We start from the raw sequence: 18287 nt of genomic DNA on the forward strand, positions 1-18287 counted from the left end.
GTGATGACCTTAATGAGTGCATGCGAAAGCCCTCTAGCCTAAGACCAGTGGTGCAAAGCGTCCAGTCAACGCGTAGTTATGAGCTGCTGATTTGAAACAAATCATGCAGTCCTAAACGGCTTTGCATCGCTCAGGACTGACTTTCTCCAGCCACGTACAGACCTGCCTGGCCAACAAAACGCTGTTCACCTGCTGACCGGCTATTCAGTGACTGAATACTAGGTCTGCGTTCACAGCCAATGGAGCAGCGCGGTATAGTCATCTTCTTTATCCATGCACCGCAGCCATGGTCTGCGCGATTCCGTTCGAGGATTTACCGATGAAGTTCGAAGGCACTCAGTCCTACGTCGCCACCGACGACCTCAAGCTGGCCGTCAACGCCGCCATTACCCTGCAGCGTCCGCTGCTGGTCAAAGGCGAGCCAGGCACTGGTAAAACCATGCTGGCTGAGCAGTTGGCTGAAGCTTTCGGTGCGCGTCTAATTACCTGGCATATCAAATCCACCACCAAAGCTCATCAAGGTCTTTATGAGTACGACGCTGTCAGCCGTCTGCGTGACTCTCAGCTGGACTCAGATAAAGTCCACGATGTGAAGAACTACATCAAAAAAGGCAAGCTGTGGGAGGCCTTTGAATCTGAAGAACGCGTGATTCTGCTGATCGACGAAATCGACAAGGCCGATATCGAGTTCCCCAACGACCTGCTGCAAGAACTCGACAAGATGGAGTTCTACGTTTACGAGACCAACGAGACGATCAAAGCCAAGCAGCGCCCGATCATCATCATTACCTCGAACAACGAGAAAGAGCTGCCGGACGCTTTCCTGCGCCGCTGCTTCTTCCATTACATCGCCTTCCCGGACCGCGCCACACTGCAGAAGATCGTAGACGTGCACTACCCCAACATCAGTAATGAGCTGGTGTCTGAGGCGCTGGATGTGTTCTTTGATATCCGCAAAGTGCCGGGCCTGAAGAAAAAACCTTCCACCAGTGAGCTTGTTGACTGGCTCAAGCTGCTGATGGCTGACCACATTGGCGAGGCGGTGCTGCGTGAACGCGACCCGACTAAAGCCATCCCGCCGCTGGCCGGTGCGCTGGTGAAAAATGAGCAGGATGTGCAGTTGCTTGAGCGCCTGGCCTTTATGAGCCGTCGGGCTTCACGCTGATTGCAGCTTCAAGAGATGAGGTGGCGTAATGCTGCTTAACCTGTTCAATGAAATGCGTGCGGCCAAGGTGCCGGTTTCCGTACGGGAACTGCTGGACCTGATTAACGCGCTTAAGCACAACGTCGTGTTCGCCGATATGGACGAGTTCTATTACTTGTCCCGAGCCATTCTGGTGAAAGATGAGCGCCATTTCGACAAGTTTGACCGTGCATTCGGCGCTTATTTCAAAGGCCTCGAGAATCTAAATCAGCATATCGAAGCGCTGATCCCTGATGACTGGCTGCGCAAGGAATTCGAGCGCTCACTGACAGATGAGGAGCGCGCCAAGATTGAGTCGCTGGGTGGGCTCGACAAGCTGATCGAAGAATTCAAGAAGCGCCTTGAAGAGCAAAAGGAACGGCACGAAGGCGGCAACAAATGGATCGGCACGGGCGGCACCAGTCCGTTCGGCTCCGGTGGTTACAACCCGGAAGGTATTCGTATTGGCGATGCCGGCAAACGCCAGGGCAAGGCGGTTAAGGTCTGGGATCAACGCGAATACAAGAACCTGGATGATCAGGTTGAGCTTGGTACGCGCAATATCAAAGTGGCGCTGCGCCGCCTGCGAAAGTTCGCCCGCGAAGGCGCTCAGGATGAGTTTGACCTTGAGGGGACAATTGATCACACGGCCAAAGATGGCGGTCTGCTCAATATCAAGATGCGCCCTGAACGACGTAACACGGTGAAGCTGCTGATCTTGTTCGACATCGGCGGCTCAATGGATGCTCACGTCAAGGCCTGTGAAGAGCTGTTCTCCGCGTGCAAGACCGAGTTCAAGCACATGGAATACTTCTACTTCCATAACTGCGTTTATGAATCGGTGTGGAAGAATAACTTGCGCCGTACTTCAGAGCGCTATTCCACTTTTGATCTGCTGCACAAGTATGGGCCGGATTGGAAGGTGGTGTTCGTCGGCGACGCAGCTATGGCCCCCTACGAGATCACCCAACCAGGTGGCAGCGTGGAGCACTGGAACGAAGAAGCCGGTTACGTTTGGATTAAACGCTTTATGGAGAAGTACAAAAAGCTGATCTGGATTAACCCCTATCCGAAAGACACCTGGGGCTTTACCGCGTCCACTGAGATCATGCGCGAACTGCTTAATGATCAAATGTATCCGCTAACCCTTCAGGGGCTTGAAGACGGAATGCGCTTCCTATCCAAGTAACCCAATAAAAAGGCCCGTAAGGGCCTTTTTTATCCGAGCAGGTCAGCGCCAGTGTTTCTGTTGGGTACGTCGCGTGCTGCCCTGCCCAATCAGACTCACAAGCAGGTTCAACACAGTTTCTGCAAACAAAGACAGGATCAGTGCAACACCAAGCCCCCAGGCAATCACTTCCGGTGCAAACAGGACCTGATAGCGGTACGCCTGAAAGGTTTCCCTGAGCAGTTCCTGATCACCGCGCACCAACAAATGCCACGCTTGTTTGTACCACGGGCCTTGCATGACCAGAGCTTCACGCTTGAGGAAGGCGGAGCGGTCAATCAGACCACGCAGGCTGCTAGCGTCGCTACGCATGACCGGGTCTTTGCTTTCCTGGTAATGGGTGACCAAAGCCATCAGATCACCTTTAAAGAAGCGTTTGGCAGTTTTCTGAAAGCCTTCAAGGCCCTTCTCCGACTCCTGCAACTGGGCTTCTACCCGGGTTGTGTAGTCTTCGATAAAGCCAGGTACCTGAATCCCGACAAGAAGGCCCAAGGCAAATAACGCCATGCGCAGATAGCTGATAAACATCGTGGTTCCTTTATTCAATTTATGTCGCAATTCCATGTGCGATGCATTCACCACCCCGCCACAGACGCCATTCGCCTGCCTGATACAGCGACCAACTTTCATTATCAGTCAGCGGCTCGGTGGCCAAAACCGTGACCACATCGTTAGGGGTTGTCTCTGCCTGAAAGTCCACCTGCACATCCGCATCCTTCAGGTGTGCCGGACCAAATGGTGCTCTGCGGGTAATGTGTGCCAACTTACTGGTGCAGAAGCTGAACAGCCAATCGCCATCGCTGAGCAGGCAGTTGAAAACGCCAAACGAACGGAAGCGTGAGCAGGCATCAATCAGGGTGGATAAAAGTGCCATAACATCGACCGGTTGCGGAAACTCACGACGCAGACAATTAAGCAGATCACAAAATGCCGCCTCACTGTCGGTATCACCAACGGGCCAGTAGTGATCAAACTCAGGGCTAAAACCGGCAAGCTGGCCGTTGTGGGCAAAGCACCAATTGCGCCCCCACATTTCGCGCACAAACGGATGAGTGTTGGCTAGACAGACACGGCCGACGTTGGCCTGACGGATATGGCCAATGACGACTTCACTCTTGATCGGATAGCGCTGCACCAATTGCGCAACTTCAGATTCGCTGCTGGCGCGCGGGTCCTGGAACAGGCGCAGACCGCGTCCTTCATAAAAGCCGATGCCCCAGCCATCCCGATGTGGGCCTGTACGTCCACCGCGCTGCATCAGTCCAGTAAAACTGAACACGATGTCAGTTGGCACGTTGGCACTCATGCCCAATAGCTCACACATTCACTCAAGCCTCACGCACTTAGGGTATTCAGGTCTAACAGGGGGGAAACGCTGTTTTACAGGCGCGGTTCGATCCGGGAGCGGCTATGTCGCGGGTAATCATCATCGCGGTAATAGGTGTCCTGCTCCTGAGCCGCCATCATTTCACGCAGGGTCGGTTCATCGTCTGCGATCGGCTCATATTCTTTTCGCCCTTCCCACCAGCGCTCAATCGGCCAACGGATAAAAACAAAGATCAGGTAAAGCACAAACACAATCAGGCCATACATGCTCAAGTCGGCCACGGCTCGCCAGGCGTTGCTCCCCACACCCAACAGCAAGTCCATTGCGGCGATAGCAATGGATGGGGCCATTTTGTCCTGGCCTGGATCAACCAGCGTTGGGCTAAACAGCAGGATAAAGACCAACACCCGCAGCGGCTCTCGCAGGTAACGCCACATCCAACTGGTCAGACGGAACCCCACCAAAAGGCAGCCCAGTGCCGCAATCAGGTAGATCCCCCAGGCAAGCAGGTAGTCGTGTTCAGTCATAACAACGGATTCTCAGGCGTGAAGCTGGCGGGAGCGCAGCGCAAGTTATACAAAATAGAAGCAGCCGTAAGGCTGAGCGCTGCTTATCATAGCGGCTTTTACCGGCCATCGCGTCACTCGCAGGCAGCCTTTTACCGCGGAGTTTTACTATGCATAGCGCCCCTATCGCCAGAACTGAGGCCACACCAGATCCATATAAGTGGCTGGAACGGCGCGATGAGGCGGATGTACTGGAGTATCTCAAGGCCGAGAACGCCTACCTTGAGAGTGAGATGGCGGACCAGGCGCAGCTGCGCGAGCGCTTGTTTGATGAGATCAAGGGCCGAGTTTTGGAAACCGACCTAAGCCTGCCTTCGCCGTGGGGCCCCTATCTGTATTACCAACGCACCACTGCCGGTGACGAATACCCACGCCATTATCGTTGCAACCGCCCCGCTGATGGCTCGCTGGAGATTGATTCGTCCTCCGAGACGTTACTGTTGGACCCGAACGCACTGGCACAGGGCGGCTTCATTTCAATTGGCAGCTTTACCGTCAGCCCGGACCATAAGAGCCTAGCCTACAGCTTGGATACCAGTGGCGATGAAGTCTTCACACTGTTCGTCAAAGATCTGTCTGATGGAGCTGTGATTAGCCTGCCTTTTGCCGATTGCTCTGGCCAGATAACCTGGGCTAACGACAGCCAGACCCTGTTTTTCACTGGACTGGATGACAGCCACCGCCCCTGTACGTTATTCCGTCATACGCTGGGCGATGAGCAAGCTGTGCAGGTCTTCTACGAAGCGGACGAACGTTTCTTTTTGTCCTGTTACCGCAGCAGCTCTGAACGCCAGTTGATCCTGCTGCTGGGCTGCAGCACCACAAGTGAATGCTGGCTGCTAAATGCCGACACACCCCAAGGACAGTTTCAGTGCGTGGCCAGCCGCGAAGAAGGTCATGAGTACGATGTGGACCACGGTCTCTTGGACGGTGAGTGGCGCTGGTTTATCCGTAGCAATCAGGACGGCATCAACTTCGCCCTGTATACCGCCCCTGAACCTGTCCCACAGCGCAGCAACTGGCAGGTACTGCGTGCCCACGATCCACAGGTAATGATTGACGGCGTCAACCTCAATCAGCAGGCGCTGATCCTCAGCCTGCGCAAGGGCGGGCTGCCGGTGATCGAAGTCACGCCTAACTACGCCGCAACCTATAGTGTGCAACTACCCGATGCTGCCTACAGCCTGTATGTGCAAGACACCCTGGAGTTCGACAGCCCGGTCATCCGCTTACGCTACGAAGCCCTCAACCGGCCCGCACAGATTCGTCAGCTTCTGTTGAGTGACGGCACACAGGCTGTGCTCAAACAGACGCCAGTGTTGGGGGCATTTGATGCCAATGACTACGTCAGCCAGCGTCTCTGGGCGACCGCAGCGGACGGAACTCAAGTACCGATCAGCCTGGTCGCCCGCCGCGACGTACTCGGTAAACCCGCCCCACTCTATCTGTACGGCTACGGTGCCTATGGCGAATGCCTTGATCCGTGGTTCTCCCATGCCCGTCTGAGTCTGCTGGAACGGGGATTTGTCTTTGCCATCGCGCATGTTCGCGGTGGCGGTGAACTGGGTGAGGCTTGGTATCGCAGCGGGAAAATGGAACACAAGCGCAATAGCTTCACCGACTTTATCGCCTGCGCCGAGCACCTCATTGCACAAGGTTACACTTGCGCCTCGCAACTGGTGATCAGCGGTGGCAGCGCGGGCGGGCTGCTGATGGGGGCTGTGCTGAACATGCGCCCTGAGCTGTTCGCAGCGGCCATTGCCGAAGTGCCCTTCGTCGATGTGCTCAACACCATGCTCAACCCTGACCTACCGCTGACCGTGACGGAATACGATGAATGGGGCGATCCCAACGAGCCTGACGCCTATGAGCGCATTAAAGGCTATGCCCCCTACGAGAATGTCCTCTCCCAGCCCTACCCGGCCATGCTAGTGGTCGCCGGTTACAACGACTGCCGTGTGCACTATTGGGAAGCCGCCAAATGGGTGGCCAAACTCCGCGTGCTTAAAACAGACAGCAACCTGCTGCTCTTGAAAACAGAGCTGGACGCAGGACACGGCGGCATGAGTGGCCGCTATCAGGCACTTAAAGATGCTGCACTGGAGTACGCCTTCATTCTCAAGAGCCTCAAACTGCTTTAAACCGCGCGACCGTTCAGGCTGAAAAGCTCAGCAAGTAGCCTAAAGCCATCTGTGCTGAGCAGCAGGCAGCTCACGCTGCCATCCGCAGCGTGATTGAGCAAGCCTGCAAAGCACATCACCGTTTTGGTGCAACAGTGTTCGGCGGATGTCGAAGCCACAGCAGGGCAGTCACGCAATATCAGCAGCATCGTCGACGTCATCCGAGACATTGCTGAGCAAACCAACCTGCTGGCACTGAATGCCGCCATCGAAGCAGCTCGTGCCGGTGAATAAGGCCGTGGTTTTGCAGTGGTAGCCGATGAAGTACGCAATCTGGCAGACCGAACAGCACAGCGCGGCCCAAAAACGCCCTTGCAGAAGCGCCGGAAACCTCACACCGAACGATTTCAGGACGTGATCAGACGCTTTAGCCTGTAACAGGGTGGCACAGGATTCCCTGACTTCGTTCGTAAAGCTAGACTCCACCCATCACAGCCAAGGGACCCGACATGAACAGCACAACCAGCAAGCTCGACCGCATCCTCGCCGAAGCCCAACGCGAGCGTGAAGAAGGCTACCGAGCCAAGGCGCTGAAAATGTACCCCCACGTCTGTGGCCGCTGCGCCCGTGAATTCTCCGGCAAGCGCCTTAGTGAGCTTACGGTGCACCACCGTGATCACAACCATGACAACAACCCACAAGACGGCTCGAATTGGGAGCTGCTGTGCCTGTATTGCCACGACAACGAGCACGCCCGCTACACCGATCAGCAATACTTCAGCGAAGGCTCAACCGCTACACCGCAGGGGCCGCAAGCCACGCATAAAGCCTTTGCTGACCTCGCAGCACTGCTGCAGAAAGGTAAACCCTAGCGAGCCAACGTATAATTGCGCCCTTTCGCTTGAGCAAGGCCGGTTCCGTGGCAAACAAACGCTATAGCTGTATTGGTTTATACAACCCCAAATCACCTGAGAACGTCGGCGCTGTTATGCGCGCGGCGGGCTGCTACGGGGTTGCTTCTGTGTTTTACACCGGTAAGCGCTATGAGCGGGCCCGGGATTTCGTCACCGATACCAAGCGCGTGTATATGGATATCCCGCTGATTGGCGTGGAAGACCTCAAACAAATCATCCCCTTGGGCTGCACTCCGGTAGCTGTTGAGCTGGTTGACGATGCCCGCCCTTTGCCCGAGTACACACATCCGGACCGAGCGATTTATATTTTCGGCCCGGAAGACGGCTCATTGAATGATGAAATCCGCGCTTGGTGCGAAGACGTGGTTTATATCCCTACTCAAGGCTGTATGAACTTGGCGGCCACGGTAAATGTGGTGCTCTACGACCGTATGGCCAAGGGCCTGAACACCCGCTCAGGCCCCAAGTTCAAGTAAGAAGCTAGCGCAGCAGTTTACTGTCTAGGACTTTCGAAGGACGCCCCATCAGGTTTTCGCTGATTTCGATAAAGTCCTTGGTACTGACTTTGTCCAGGCGCATCAGCCCCCGCGCTACATCATCCAGTGAACGTGGCGCGGTGCTGTCTTTGGTGGCAGCCCGAATCTCACGGTCCAGCTCCTGCATGAGCAACACAGCACGGGCTGTGATGGCACCGCTGGAGCGGTCTGTGCGTAGGCTTTTTACAGGCTTACTCCAACGAATCAGCTGCTCGCGGATTTTCTGGTAGCGCTCCTCGCTGAGACCACCGGCCCGACGCATAAACTCGATCGAGTAGTACTCGGCGATACCCTCAGTGATCCAGTCACTGCGGTCTTTGGCCGTAATCCGGCTAAACACATGGACCAGCTCATGAATCAGAGAACTGGTGCCATTCTCACTCACCAGCGGGCGATCGCTGTGCATGTAATAGGAGTTGCTGGCAGACAGACCGCCGCGCCACATCGGGTCGCCGGCTCCGACGATCAGCAGTTTGGCGGGATCACGCGGGAAAACGTCCTGCGCCACCGGCCAAACGAAAGTCAGCAGAGTCATCACATCCATCCGGCGCATGCCCTCGCCCACTGGCGCAGCAATGGCAACATCCGTCTCGCCCAGCCTGACCCGGCGAGTGCCCACCTTGCCTGCAACGATCCAACCGGTTGGGCGGTCAAAGTGGCGTTGAGGGTTATCGACACGGAACTTGTTCTTGCCAATGCGCGGCCAGCCGGTTTCTACAGACTTCCAGCCTTTGGGGAGTTGGAACTGGATGCGCGTGACCAAGTTGGTTTTATCTAGCTGATCCAGCTTGGCTGGCGGCACCAGATCATCGCCCCGCAGCAGGGTCCAGTCCGGTGTGATGCGCGCGTCATAGCGCCCCGGCGCGCGTTCATGATTAATGCGAACCTTGTAGGTCAGGCTGGATTTTCCGGCAGCAGGCTTCCAAATCCCGCGCTGCTCGCCTTGCGCAGTCCACTCACCATCCGCGACAAAGTCACTGTAGGCACCGTTGTCACCTAAGTTGAAGTCCAGGCTCCTGATTACAGCGCCCTCTTCTACAGTCATACGCACTTCTGCCTGCTCGGTTTCCGGCAGAAAGCGTACGTTGAAATCCAGGTCGACCTTTTTAGCCCATACCGGTGAACTCAAGGACAGCGCAACAGCGGACATCAGTAAACGGCGAATCAACATGGCAACGCTCCACAGTGCATTTGTATGACTCAATAAATAGGCAGACCGGTCCATCCATGGCCCGCCCGTATATTTAGCCGGCGCGGAAGATCAAATGATCTTCCCATTCATCCTCCGGCACGCTGCCTTCACTGAGCATGCGCCCGGACTGGGAAATCCGTTGTTTATGAACCTGCTCTGGGTCTCCACAAACCAGCGGGTGCCAGATCAGCAGGTCCTTGCCTTCACTGATCAGACGATATGCGCAGGTCGGCGGCAGCCACTGAAAGCTGTCTGCCTGGGCTGGGGTTAGCTGGATGCAATCCGGTACAAACTTGCGTCGTTCGCTGTAGTTGGTGCAGCGACAGGTGTTCAGGTCCAGCAGCTTGCAGGCAATTCGCGTGTAATAAACGCTGCCATCGTCCTCATCTTCAAGCTTTTGCAGGCAGCACAGGCCGCAGCCATCACAGAGCGACTCCCATTCATCCTGGTCCATTTGCTCCAGGGTTTTACGTTTCCAGAAAGGTTCGACTTTGGCGGCCATATACAAGTAACTACGGTAAGGAGCTAAAAAAGCCGGGCAGTCTAGCTTCTGGCCAGACCCGAGCCAAGCAGGCCGGGTGCGGCGTCACTAATAACCCCTGGCGAAATCGACACAACCTGGCAGTGTTTCGCCGTTACGCCAGCGCTGCAGGTTGCTGACGAACAGCTGTGCCATCAGCCCCGGATCAGTCGGTGCTGAACTGTGCCCGGTCAACAACAGATTAGGTGCTTTCCAGAACGGATGCGTGGCAGGCAACGGCTCTTGGCGACAGACATCAATCACGGCGGCAGCTAGCTGACCGTTCTCAAGGGCAGCCACTAAGGCTTCATCCACCACAGCGAAGCCACGTCCGGCGTTAATCAACAGGGCTTGCGGCTGGAGACTTGCGAAGAACGCGGCATCGTACAGATCATGAGTACTGGGCGTGTCCGGCAGCAAATTGATGATGTAATCCGCTTGGGCAGCCAGCTCAGTCAGGTTGTCGAGGGTGCCGACCCGGCTAAATGGAGGCAACGGCCGAACTCGGCTGGCAATACCGTGTAGCTGGATACCGAACGGGGCCAGCATCTGCGCCACACTCAGACCAATATCACCGACTCCGACAATCAGCGCACGGCGTCCCGCCAAGCTACGTGGGGCGCGATTAACCCATTGCTGGCGGCTGTGTTCACTCAGTTGTTGTGCCAACTGTCGCTCATGGGCCAGCAGGTGGCACAACACATATTCGCCCATGACCTGGCCGAAAATACCGGTTGCCCGGGTAAGCAGGTAATCATTCGGCAGGTCTGAAGCCAGTAACGGGCGGATACCCGCCCATGTGGATTGCAGCCACTGCGGTTGGCTGCCGCTGCGTAATAAGTTGGCCAGCAAATCCGGCTGGCCGAGCCAGATCGGGCAGATGGCGGCCTGCTCACGCAGTACCTCAATTTCGTCACTGGCCACGGCCTCAATATCCGGCGCGTACTGGCGCACTAACTCTGCATAGAGGCTGTATTGCTGCTCAGCTATCAGCAGGCGCATGGGCAATCAGTTCCTTATCTCAGACCGGATCATTGCGGCACAGCAGCTCATCCGGCAGGTGCTCAATGTACTCGTCGTTCTGTGGTGGCATTTGCAAGTGGAAACCTTGCTCTTTGAGGTTTTCCAGCACTTTGTTGATGTCTTCCCGAGCCAGTTTGCGCTCCGGGGTCAACACCAACTCCATGGCCAGAGCTGGCGGACCAAACATGCCCAGTAACGCCTCCGGGACGCGGGACAAGCCCTCGCTTCGCAAGACGTACAGGTACATTTCGTTCTTGCGCGGGCTTTTGTAGATCGAGCAAATCTGTTTCAAGCGGATTCTCCAGCACCAGCCAGGCAGTCAAGCAGCGCCTGGCCCATTAATTCACGTCGCCAGCCTTTAAGGGACTCTGGCAGTTGATACGGTCCGTTGGGGTAGCCGGACTTCAATAAGGCTTCGAGGGTTTTCTTGCGCATCATCAGCTCTGGTGCAATATCCAACCGCTCGCCTTCGCGCAAGCCGATGCTGCGTAGCTTCTTCAGCAGCCCTGTTGCTTCAAGGGGCAACGGCTCTGGCAGCGCTTCGGGCCATTCTGATGCTGGTGTGGCGGCAGCATCGCGGATCAGTTGCAGCAAAAACTCGCCGTCCTGTCGCACGGTGCGCGGGTGCATGTCTTCAATGCGAGCCAGCGAAACCAGATTGTCCGGTTGTGTGCGGGCTAAAGGCCACAGTGAGTTTTCCCTAAGAACTCGGTTACGCGGCTGGTTGCGCGCACGTGCCTGCCGCTCGCGCCAGGCACATAAGGCGCGCAGCACGGCAAGTTGCTGGCGTGACAGTTTCCACGCCAGCTTCGCCTCGCGGTAGGCCAGTTCTGGCGGAACTTCGCGGCGCATCTGGCAGACCAATTCGGCCCCGTCTTCAATCACCCACTGGTATTTATCGGCACTGAGCTTGTCTTTCAAATGACGGTAGATGACCGCCAGATGTACCACGTCCTCTGCGGCGTAACTGACTTGCGTGTCCGACAGTGGGCGCTGCAGCCAGTCTGAACGGGTTTCCCCTTTGGGCAATTCAATATCAAGGACTGACTGCACCAGTCGGGAGTAGCCCATAGAAAAACCAATATTGAGGTATCCGGCAGCCAACTGCGTATCGAACAGCGGACTCGGCAAACTACCTGTCAGGCGGTGGAAGACTTCCAGATCTTCGCTGCATGCATGCAGGACCTTAACCACTTGCGGATCTTGCAGCAGCTCTGCGAACGGAGTCCAGTCGCTGATCAGCAGAGGGTCAATCAGGTAAGCGCGCTCTCCTTCACTGACCTGAACCAGCCCGGCAATCGGGTAAAAGGTATCAACCCGCATGAACTCAGTATCGAGCGCTACATACGGCAACGCCCGCCATGCTGCGCAATGTTGCGCAAGGCTGGCGTCATCGCCAACCCATTGAATTTCAATCGCCACACGGCTCTCCCACTAGTGATGCCGCAAAGTATATATCGGCCACCCTGCACTTGTGATGCGCTGATACCATTGAACGACAGGCCAACACACGGATAGGCCTGCGACGACCACTTATATCCGGCCAGGAATATAAAAACGATGAAAAAGCTTCTTGTCCTGCTCGTACTTCTGATCACAGCCAGCGCCATCTGGCTGGCTATAACTCCCAGCCCAATTCAACCTCTGGGCTGGCAGCCTCCTGAAGCACCGGCCATGACTGGCGTAATGGAACCGAATGACACGCTGATGAAGGCAGAACTGGTTGCCTGGGGGCAGCTCCGTGGTCCTGAAGATACTGCGATGGACAGTGAAGGCCGCCTCTACGCGGGTTTACACGACGGGCGGATTGTCCGCATCTTTGCTGACGGCGGGCAGGAGACATTTGCCGATACGCAGGGGCGGCCATTGGGCATGGACTTCGACACTCACGGCAACCTGATTGTGGCTGACGCCTATAAAGGCCTGTTAAGCATTGATCCGCAGGGACAGATCAGTGTCCTGACGACCGAAGCCGAGGGCGTCCCTTTCGCCTTTACGGATGACCTGGATATCGCCAGCGACGGCACCATCTATTTCAGCGATGCCAGTTCTCGCTTTCAGCAGCCTGATTACCTCCTCGATTTGCTGGAGGCACGCCCGTATGGTCGTCTATTGAGCTATGAGCCACAGAGCAAAGAAACTCGCGTTCTGCTCAAGGACCTGTATTTCGCCAATGGTGTCGCGCTGTCAGCTGCCGAAGACTTCGTTCTGGTTAACGAGACTTACCGATACCGCATCACCCGCTACTGGCTTAAAGGTGAAAAAGCTGGGACCCATGATGTCTTTATCGACAACCTGCCCGGCCTGCCAGACAACCTGCAGGGCGACCGTGAAGGCACCTTCTGGGTTGCCCTGCCATCGCCGCGTAAGGCTGATGCAGACCTGTTGCACCGTTTGCCTTGGGTAAAACAACAGTTGGCCAAGTTACCGCGTAGCTTCTGGCCAAAGGCCACACCTTACGGCCTGGTGATTGCCCTAAACGAACAAGGACAGATCACCCGGAGCCTGCATGATGTCACCGGCAACCATCTGCGCATGATTACCTCCGCCAAACCGGTTGGCGACTATCTCTATATGGGCAGTCTCGAGAACGACCGTATCGGCAAGCTGAGAATTCGTTGAGTCAGTCCTGCCAGCGGGGACGCTTAAGCTGTCGCCCCCGCTAAGGCAGGTTTATCATGTGGCGCATATTTGCCCCACAGGATGACTGGCATGCCTCTCGCTCAACTGATCAGCGTCGACCAACTCAAACAGCGCCTCAACCAACCTAGACTGCGCATACTGGATTGCCGGTTTGCGCTGGACAATCCGGCCTATGGCAAAGATCGCTATGCCGAAGGGCATGTTCCGGGCGCACACCACGCCGACCTCAATGAAGACTTGTCCAGCCCGGTTATCAAGGGCGTTACCGGACGCCACCCACTGCCAAGTCCCGATGCCCTGAGTGAGCGTTTGCGCCAGTGGGGCATCAATCAGGACAGCGAAATTGTGCTCTACGATGATGGCAGCGATGCCTTTGCTGCGCGCGCTTGGTGGACCTTAGTGTGGCTCGGCAAGCGCGATGGCGTTTATCTGCTGGATGGTGGCATGAAGGCTTGGCGTGAGGCCGGTGGCGCGCTGAGCCAAGCGGTGCCTGATTACGCGCTGGGTAACTTCCAGGGCCAGCCAGACCCTCTCCTATTGGTTAGTGCTGAAGATCTGCAACAACGGCTAGGCGATACAAGCCTGACACTTATCGATGCCCGCGCATTGCCCCGCTTTAAGGGTGAAGTGGAACCATTGGACCCTGTCGCCGGGCATATCCCCGGTGCTCAGTGCGCGGTGTATCTGGGCAATCTCGACAGCAATGGACGCTTCCTCAGCCCTCAACAACTCCGTGAACGTTTCACCGGTCTGCTACAAGGGCGTCCGGTTAGCGAGCTGGTGGCCTACTGCGGTTCCGGTGTGACTGCCTGCCATAACCTATTTTCCCTGTGCCTTGCCGGATATCCGCTGGCACCGCTTTACGCCGGCTCTTGGAGTGAGTGGGTAACCAACCCAGAGCGACCGGTTGCTACGGGCGAGTAATTGCAGAACGCCTCTTTACTTCAGTCGCGGGAAATAAAGAGGCGTTTAAGCATCAATCGCTATATGCACTCACGCTGAAAATTAAAAACAATTTAAAAACAGCTCTTTACAGCGACTTTATCGAGCTAGGCTTAAAGTGAAGCGGCTAAACCCGCTTCAGGCTGGGCCTTTTTGATTTCCGCTTACCCGCCCAGCCCGCCTGTTTGCTCGGAGGGTTTATGGGTGTTGCCGCCAGTGAGTTGATTGAACACGTCATTCGTCCAACCCTGCTTGGACTCAACCGCCACTCTAGCGCTGCTGAAAACCTCCTACTGGGCGTTGCTGCCTGCCAATCACACCTCTGTCTCTGCCTGGATAACCCAAACGGCCATGGCATCTACTGCATCAGCGAGGCGAGCCATCTCACGCTTTGGGATCACTTCCTGGCCCTTGAGCCGGACTTAGCCAGCCAGGTACGCGGGCTTGCCAGCCAGCATGCATTCCTCACAGCACCGCATCTGGAACTCACCGTTAATCTCCGCTATGCAACGGCGATTGCATGGATGCTCATAGAGGCACATCTTCACCCTCTTCCGCTTCCTGAGCAGCAGAGTGTTCAGGAAATGGCTCAACTTTGGCTAAAGGTCTTCAGACCAGACGGCCGTATCCGAGACTTTGTATCTGCTTGGCACAAACATGTCGAACAAGCGTACAAAGCTGCCTGATTAGACAGTTTTTATTGATCTGGCCGCTCTAAACTGGGAACTTCAATCAGTTCAAGACAGTCTGCATCGAGCAGCTTACCGCCAATTCAAATAATCAGGAGCTCAACCCGTGGCTACTAAACTCTCAAGAACCTGCCTTTCGCTGGCCCTGATGTCTGCTGCCAGCCAAACCATCGCGGGGGGCTTTGCTCTGAGCGAGCAAAGCGTGAGTTCGATGGGAACATCATTCGCTGGTCGTTCATCCTCAGCCGAGGACGCGACAACAGTCGCCAGTAACCCTGCCGGTATGGCACGCCTCAAGCGTGAACAAATTTCAGCTGGCGCCGTACTCATTGATGCCAAAACTGATATTTCTCACGCCAACGGGGTATTGAACGGCTCAAACGACGGCGACATGGTACCGCTGGTGGCGGTTCCCCTAGGCTTTTATGTAAAACCAATTGATGACAACTGGTCATTTGGCCTCGGTGTTTATGTACCGTTTGGCCTGACAACTGATTACGAAAGTAATTTTCAGGGCCGCCTTGAAGGCAAGAAAAGCCATGTTCAGGTCATCACGGTTCAACCGACTGTGAGTTACCGCTTTAACGACCACCTTTCGGTCGGATTTGGTCCCACCATCAACCGCATTGACGGCGAACTTACCTCGGCAGTACCAAGCCCGTTAGGCGAAGCGAAGGTCAAAGTAAAAGGTGACGACACTGCGGTGGGATACAACGTCGGTGTGCTCTACGAGTTCACGCCGCAGACCCGCGCCGGGCTCACCTACCACTCCAAGGTGAAGTACCGCCTCAAGGGCGATACCAAGATGGATTTGAGCAACTTCATCAACGTCAAATACAACGGTTCACTGCGCCTGACCACGCCTGAGTCGGTGGACTTCTCGGTGACGCATGAGCTCAATGACCGCTGGACGATCTACGCTGGCAGCACGTGGACACGCTGGAGCCGCCTGAAAGACATCACCGTGCAGAACGAAGGCGTTGCGCAACCTCTGTCCGGTGTACTCAGCACCATCACAGAACCGCAGAACTGGCATGACACCTGGGGCCATGCAATTGGTGCGTCTTACAAGCTGAACCAGCAGTGGACACTGCGCGCAGGCTTGGCGGTAGATCAGTCGCCTACCAACAATACGGATCGCTCGCCACGCATTCCAACTGGTGACCGCCGGGCACTCAGCCTGGGCGCTGGCTGGAGCCCGAACGACGATGTCACCATCGACGTGGCTTACAGCTACCTGCGCGAGGAGAAAGTCAGCGTGCGCTCCGAGGAGTACAACGCCGACTACAAGAACAGCGCTCATGGCCTCGGTGCACAAATCACCTACCGCTTCTGATCGACTGATTCAGTGAAACAAAAAAGGGGGAATACAGGATGACTGTATTCCCCCCCTTTTTAATGCGCCGTCAGGGTTGGTCAGCCTGCGAAGCGATGGCTTTCTCAATCGCAGCAATCAGCTCCGGATCATCGGGTTTGGTCAGACTGGAAAAGCTGGCCAAAACATTGCCTTTGGCGTCCACAACATATTTATAAAAATTCCAGCGCGGCGCCCTGCTCTGTTTCGCCAACTCTTGGAATAAAGGAATAGCGTCATGACCTCTGACTGCTTGCGCATCGGTCATGCTGAAGGTCACACCGTAGTTGACGTAGCAGACCTTGGCTGTTTCGGCGCTACTGTCTGCTTCCTGGCGGAAGTCATCCGAAGGCACACCGAGTACATTTAAGCCTTGATCCTTATAACGCTGGTATAGAGCCTCAAGACCAGTGAACTGCTTAGTGAAGCCACAAAAGCTGGCGGTATTTACAACCAGCAGAGGCTTACCAGCAAAGCGCTCACACAAGTTGATCGACTGGTCGCTGCGCAGTTGTGGCAATTCACCCTGCAGCAACACCGGACATTCTTGCGCCATCAAGGGCGTACCCAGCGTCAGCAGTCCTAGCACGCATAGACTCTTGAGATTCATAGCTACCCGCCTTTTCAATTGGCTCAACACACACTTAAGCCCATTTGCAGTAACGCCAACCCGCCCTGCTGCCAGCCCCACCAAGCCAGGCCGATCAACAACAGTGCAGCAGCAACCAGCAGCCCCTTAAGTGTTTCCTGTTTCACCCGTTAACCCCTTGCATCCGCAGCCGAGCCACTGGCTCTTCCCGCACAGGCCAGTTCAACAGCGCTGCCATTAAGCTAAGAAGGATGGAGATCTGCCAGACCAAATCATAGCTGCCAGTATGGTCATACACATATCCACCCAGCCAACCGCCCATAAACGAACCCAACTGATGGAACAGGAAGACAATCCCACCGAGCATGGATAGATTGCGCACACCAAACAAAGTGGCAACGGTCCCATTAGTCAGCGGCACAGTAGACAGCCACAACAGCCCCATAGCCATGCCGAAGGCGTAGGCACTCCAGCTGCTCAGTGGCGCCAACAAAAAAATGACGATTACCGAACCACGCAGCAAATACAGTGCACTTAACAGCTTAGGCTTAGAATAGCGGCCGCCCAACCAGCCGGCTCCGTATGTACCGAAGATATTGAACAGCCCGACCAGGGCAAGCACCGTCGTCCCCACCATTGCCGGTAAATGCTGATCAACCAGATAGGCAGGCAGGTGCACGCCGATAAATACGACCTGAAAACCACACACGAAAAAACCCAGCGCCAACAGCCAGAACCCCTTGTGAGTGCAAGCTTCACGCAGCGCCTCACCCAGACTTTGCTGTGGACCATGGTCAGCCTGGCGGACGTCCGTCAGCATCCTGGCGAGCGGCAAAATCAACGCGATCAGCAGACCAAGTACAATCAGCGCCCCCGACCAACCCAACCAGCCAATCAAGCCTAATGAGCCCGGCAACATCGCAAATTGCCCGAACGAACCGGCAGCCGCTGCAACACCCATAGCCATACTGCGTTTCTCGATCGGAGCCGCGCGTCCTACTGCCCCCAAAATGACTGAGAAGGATGTCCCGGACAGTCCCAAACCGATCAGAACCCCAGCGCTTAGGGAGAGCCCAAGGGGCGACTCGGTGAGCGCCATGCAGAGCAAACCCACGGTGTATAAAACACCGCCAACGATCACCGCCTTCTTCACACCAAAACGATCCGCCAGCGCCCCCGTAACAGGTTGCACCAAGCCCCAGACCAGATTCTGCAGGGCGATGGCAAAGGCGAAGACCTCTCGCCCCCACCCGAAATCGGCGCTCATCGGCGCGAGAAACAGCCCAAAGCCGTGCCGAACCCCCAGCGACAAAGCCAGAATCAATGAGCTGCCCAGCAATAACAGAAACGCACCACGCCCTAACGCGCCCATAGTTTTCTCAATCCGATCTACTCAACTGCGAAGCATTCATTGCCCGCGTTTGGGTCACAACTGTTCTTTGGTGTAACACCGTACTTATC

The 18287-nt window shown here is 55.8% G+C and carries 20 protein-coding genes and 1 pseudogene; 10 read left to right on the plus strand and 11 right to left on the minus strand.

What is annotated here, in order from left to right:
* Positions 1-319: 319 nt before the first annotated feature.
* Positions 320-1165, plus strand: a complete 846-nt coding sequence (locus AO726_RS18135; RefSeq protein ID WP_058069515.1) for an AAA family ATPase — start codon at positions 320-322, stop codon at positions 1163-1165.
* A 28-nt stretch (positions 1166-1193) separates the two neighbouring features.
* A complete protein-coding gene (locus AO726_RS18140; RefSeq protein WP_058069516.1) occupies positions 1194-2372 on the plus strand; it encodes a vWA domain-containing protein in 1179 nt (392 codons plus the stop codon).
* A gap of 42 nt (positions 2373-2414) precedes the next feature.
* Here AO726_RS18140 and AO726_RS18145 read toward each other — a convergent pair whose 3' ends face one another.
* Genes AO726_RS18145 through AO726_RS18155 form a run of 3 tightly spaced genes read right to left on the minus strand, consistent with a single transcriptional unit; the run spans position 2415 to position 4265 of the window.
* Entirely contained in the window at positions 2415-2939 is a 525-nt protein-coding gene (locus tag AO726_RS18145) for a DUF2937 family protein (RefSeq protein WP_058069517.1), read from the minus strand.
* A gap of 19 nt (positions 2940-2958) precedes the next feature.
* Complete coding sequence (locus AO726_RS18150; protein WP_058069518.1) at positions 2959-3735, minus strand: class II glutamine amidotransferase; 777 nt, start codon at positions 3733-3735, stop codon at positions 2959-2961.
* A gap of 56 nt (positions 3736-3791) precedes the next feature.
* Positions 3792-4265 carry a hypothetical protein gene (locus AO726_RS18155; RefSeq protein ID WP_058069519.1) on the minus strand — a complete coding sequence of 158 codons (474 nt, stop codon included), beginning with the start codon at positions 4263-4265 and terminating at the stop codon, positions 3792-3794.
* Between the two features lie 149 nt (positions 4266-4414).
* Between AO726_RS18155 and AO726_RS18160 the strand changes: the two genes are divergently transcribed.
* From AO726_RS18160 to AO726_RS18175, 4 genes and pseudogenes are all read left to right on the plus strand, one after another.
* Entirely contained in the window at positions 4415-6445 is a 2031-nt protein-coding gene (locus AO726_RS18160; protein WP_058069520.1) for a S9 family peptidase, read from the plus strand.
* Between the two features lie 114 nt (positions 6446-6559).
* Positions 6560-6778 (plus strand): annotated as a pseudogene (locus tag AO726_RS21520) (methyl-accepting chemotaxis protein); the annotation flags it as partial.
* Positions 6779-6933: 155 nt separating this feature from the next.
* Positions 6934-7296, plus strand: a complete 363-nt coding sequence (locus AO726_RS18170) for a YajD family HNH nuclease (protein ID WP_058069522.1) — start codon at positions 6934-6936, stop codon at positions 7294-7296.
* A gap of 47 nt (positions 7297-7343) precedes the next feature.
* Positions 7344-7814: an RNA methyltransferase gene (locus AO726_RS18175; protein ID WP_058069635.1), complete on the plus strand. Its 471-nt coding sequence runs from the start codon at positions 7344-7346 to the stop codon at positions 7812-7814.
* 4 nt (positions 7815-7818) lie between these two features.
* Here the strand turns inward: AO726_RS18175 and AO726_RS18180 are convergent, their stop codons facing one another.
* The 5 genes from AO726_RS18180 to rnd all read right to left on the minus strand — a co-directional run bounded on the left by AO726_RS18180 (position 7819) and on the right by rnd (position 12031).
* Positions 7819-9045: a hypothetical protein gene (locus AO726_RS18180; protein WP_058069523.1), complete on the minus strand. Its 1227-nt coding sequence runs from the start codon at positions 9043-9045 to the stop codon at positions 7819-7821.
* A 73-nt stretch (positions 9046-9118) separates the two neighbouring features.
* Positions 9119-9568 carry a YcgN family cysteine cluster protein gene (locus AO726_RS18185; RefSeq protein ID WP_058069524.1) on the minus strand — a complete coding sequence of 150 codons (450 nt, stop codon included), beginning with the start codon at positions 9566-9568 and terminating at the stop codon, positions 9119-9121.
* 87 nt (positions 9569-9655) lie between these two features.
* Positions 9656-10588 (minus strand): D-2-hydroxyacid dehydrogenase, encoded by a 933-nt coding sequence (locus tag AO726_RS18190; protein ID WP_058069525.1) that lies wholly within the window; start codon positions 10586-10588, stop codon positions 9656-9658.
* 19 nt (positions 10589-10607) lie between these two features.
* Positions 10608-10901 (minus strand): YcgL domain-containing protein, encoded by a 294-nt coding sequence (locus AO726_RS18195; protein WP_058069526.1) that lies wholly within the window; start codon positions 10899-10901, stop codon positions 10608-10610.
* A complete protein-coding gene (rnd, locus tag AO726_RS18200) occupies positions 10898-12031 on the minus strand; it encodes a ribonuclease D (protein ID WP_058069527.1) in 1134 nt (377 codons plus the stop codon). The genes AO726_RS18195 and rnd overlap by 4 nt, the downstream gene beginning before the upstream one ends.
* A 138-nt stretch (positions 12032-12169) precedes the next feature.
* On the opposite strand from rnd, the gene AO726_RS18205 reads away from it, so the two are divergent.
* The 4 genes from AO726_RS18205 (at position 12170) to AO726_RS18220 (ending at position 16219) form a co-directional block, all read left to right on the plus strand.
* Complete coding sequence (locus AO726_RS18205; RefSeq protein ID WP_058069528.1) at positions 12170-13231, plus strand: SMP-30/gluconolactonase/LRE family protein; 1062 nt, start codon at positions 12170-12172, stop codon at positions 13229-13231.
* A gap of 90 nt (positions 13232-13321) precedes the next feature.
* Entirely contained in the window at positions 13322-14176 is an 855-nt protein-coding gene (locus AO726_RS18210) for a sulfurtransferase (protein ID WP_058069529.1), read from the plus strand.
* A 218-nt stretch (positions 14177-14394) separates the two neighbouring features.
* Positions 14395-14880 carry a hypothetical protein gene (locus tag AO726_RS18215; RefSeq protein ID WP_058069530.1) on the plus strand — a complete coding sequence of 162 codons (486 nt, stop codon included), beginning with the start codon at positions 14395-14397 and terminating at the stop codon, positions 14878-14880.
* A 109-nt stretch (positions 14881-14989) separates the two neighbouring features.
* Positions 14990-16219 (plus strand): OmpP1/FadL family transporter, encoded by a 1230-nt coding sequence (locus tag AO726_RS18220; RefSeq protein ID WP_152987320.1) that lies wholly within the window; start codon positions 14990-14992, stop codon positions 16217-16219.
* 70 nt (positions 16220-16289) lie between these two features.
* Here AO726_RS18220 and AO726_RS18225 read toward each other — a convergent pair whose 3' ends face one another.
* From AO726_RS18225 to AO726_RS18230, 3 genes are read right to left on the minus strand one after another with little or no spacing between them, the layout of a single operon-like run.
* The gene (locus tag AO726_RS18225; RefSeq protein ID WP_058069532.1) at positions 16290-16847 is read right to left on the minus strand and encodes a glutathione peroxidase; all 558 of its coding nucleotides are present in this window, start codon (positions 16845-16847) and stop codon (positions 16290-16292) included.
* Positions 16848-16870: 23 nt separating this feature from the next.
* A complete protein-coding gene (locus tag AO726_RS21525) occupies positions 16871-16993 on the minus strand; it encodes a hypothetical protein (RefSeq protein ID WP_275044105.1) in 123 nt (40 codons plus the stop codon).
* Positions 16990-18198, minus strand: a complete 1209-nt coding sequence (locus AO726_RS18230) for an MFS transporter (RefSeq protein WP_058069533.1) — start codon at positions 18196-18198, stop codon at positions 16990-16992. The genes AO726_RS21525 and AO726_RS18230 overlap by 4 nt, the downstream gene beginning before the upstream one ends.
* Between the last annotated feature and the right edge of the window lie 89 nt (positions 18199-18287).

Origin of the sequence: Pseudomonas sp. TTU2014-080ASC (genome assembly GCF_001446935.1) — a bacterium.
Lineage (GTDB): Bacteria > Pseudomonadota > Gammaproteobacteria > Pseudomonadales > Pseudomonadaceae > Aquipseudomonas.

Excerpts from the sequence above, each read along its gene's own strand:
- AO726_RS18155 (WP_058069519.1), bottom strand. The coding sequence starts at position 4,265 with ATGACTGAACACGACTACCTGCTTGCCTGGGGGATCTACCTGATTGCG.
- AO726_RS18190 (WP_058069525.1), bottom strand. The coding sequence starts at position 10,588 with ATGCGCCTGCTGATAGCTGAGCAGCAATACAGCCTCTATGCAGAGTTA.
- AO726_RS18145 (WP_058069517.1), bottom strand. The coding sequence starts at position 2,939 with ATGTTTATCAGCTATCTGCGCATGGCGTTATTTGCCTTGGGCCTTCTT.
- AO726_RS18210 (WP_058069529.1), top strand. The coding sequence starts at position 13,322 with ATGCCTCTCGCTCAACTGATCAGCGTCGACCAACTCAAACAGCGCCTC.
- AO726_RS18215 (WP_058069530.1), top strand. The coding sequence starts at position 14,395 with ATGGGTGTTGCCGCCAGTGAGTTGATTGAACACGTCATTCGTCCAACC.
- AO726_RS18185 (WP_058069524.1), bottom strand. The coding sequence starts at position 9,568 with ATGGCCGCCAAAGTCGAACCTTTCTGGAAACGTAAAACCCTGGAGCAA.
- AO726_RS18150 (WP_058069518.1), bottom strand. The coding sequence starts at position 3,735 with ATGTGTGAGCTATTGGGCATGAGTGCCAACGTGCCAACTGACATCGTG.
- AO726_RS18140 (WP_058069516.1), top strand. The coding sequence starts at position 1,194 with ATGCTGCTTAACCTGTTCAATGAAATGCGTGCGGCCAAGGTGCCGGTT.
- AO726_RS18205 (WP_058069528.1), top strand. The coding sequence starts at position 12,170 with ATGAAAAAGCTTCTTGTCCTGCTCGTACTTCTGATCACAGCCAGCGCC.
- AO726_RS18180 (WP_058069523.1), bottom strand. The coding sequence starts at position 9,045 with ATGTTGATTCGCCGTTTACTGATGTCCGCTGTTGCGCTGTCCTTGAGT.
- AO726_RS18135 (WP_058069515.1), top strand. The coding sequence starts at position 320 with ATGAAGTTCGAAGGCACTCAGTCCTACGTCGCCACCGACGACCTCAAG.
- AO726_RS18230 (WP_058069533.1), bottom strand. The coding sequence starts at position 18,198 with ATGGGCGCGTTAGGGCGTGGTGCGTTTCTGTTATTGCTGGGCAGCTCA.
- AO726_RS18170 (WP_058069522.1), top strand. The coding sequence starts at position 6,934 with ATGAACAGCACAACCAGCAAGCTCGACCGCATCCTCGCCGAAGCCCAA.
- AO726_RS18225 (WP_058069532.1), bottom strand. The coding sequence starts at position 16,847 with ATGAATCTCAAGAGTCTATGCGTGCTAGGACTGCTGACGCTGGGTACG.
- AO726_RS18160 (WP_058069520.1), top strand. The coding sequence starts at position 4,415 with ATGCATAGCGCCCCTATCGCCAGAACTGAGGCCACACCAGATCCATAT.